Source organism: Winogradskyella poriferorum (assembly GCF_050618035.1).
Taxonomy (GTDB): domain Bacteria; phylum Bacteroidota; class Bacteroidia; order Flavobacteriales; family Flavobacteriaceae; genus Winogradskyella; species Winogradskyella poriferorum_A.
In genome coordinates this window covers 1-222 of the sequence record NZ_JBODPY010000229.1, presented here as the reverse complement: position 1 = coordinate 222, position 222 = coordinate 1, and the positions used below count along the sequence as shown (strand labels likewise).

The 222-nt window shown below is 40.5% G+C and carries 1 pseudogene; it reads right to left on the bottom strand.

The window, feature by feature from the left end:
* Positions 1–222: pseudogene (locus ACRHOC_RS15580) on the bottom strand (4-hydroxybutyrate CoA-transferase); the annotation flags it as partial.

The window sequence follows — 222 nt, the reverse complement described above, 5'->3', positions numbered from 1 at the left end:
CGTTTGGAGCGTACTTCTATCATCAATAAGCTCAGCAATATAATCGCCAGTTCTAGTATCGACATCTGATGGCCCTGTAACCGGAAATGCTGGAAGTGGAACATCTACCACAACAAATGCATTAATCACAGTGACATGGATAATACCGTCACCAAATGTTCTTGGCATTTGATTGTTCACTTGGGCAATCACATAATCAGCATTATCAATTGCAGCTAAAGT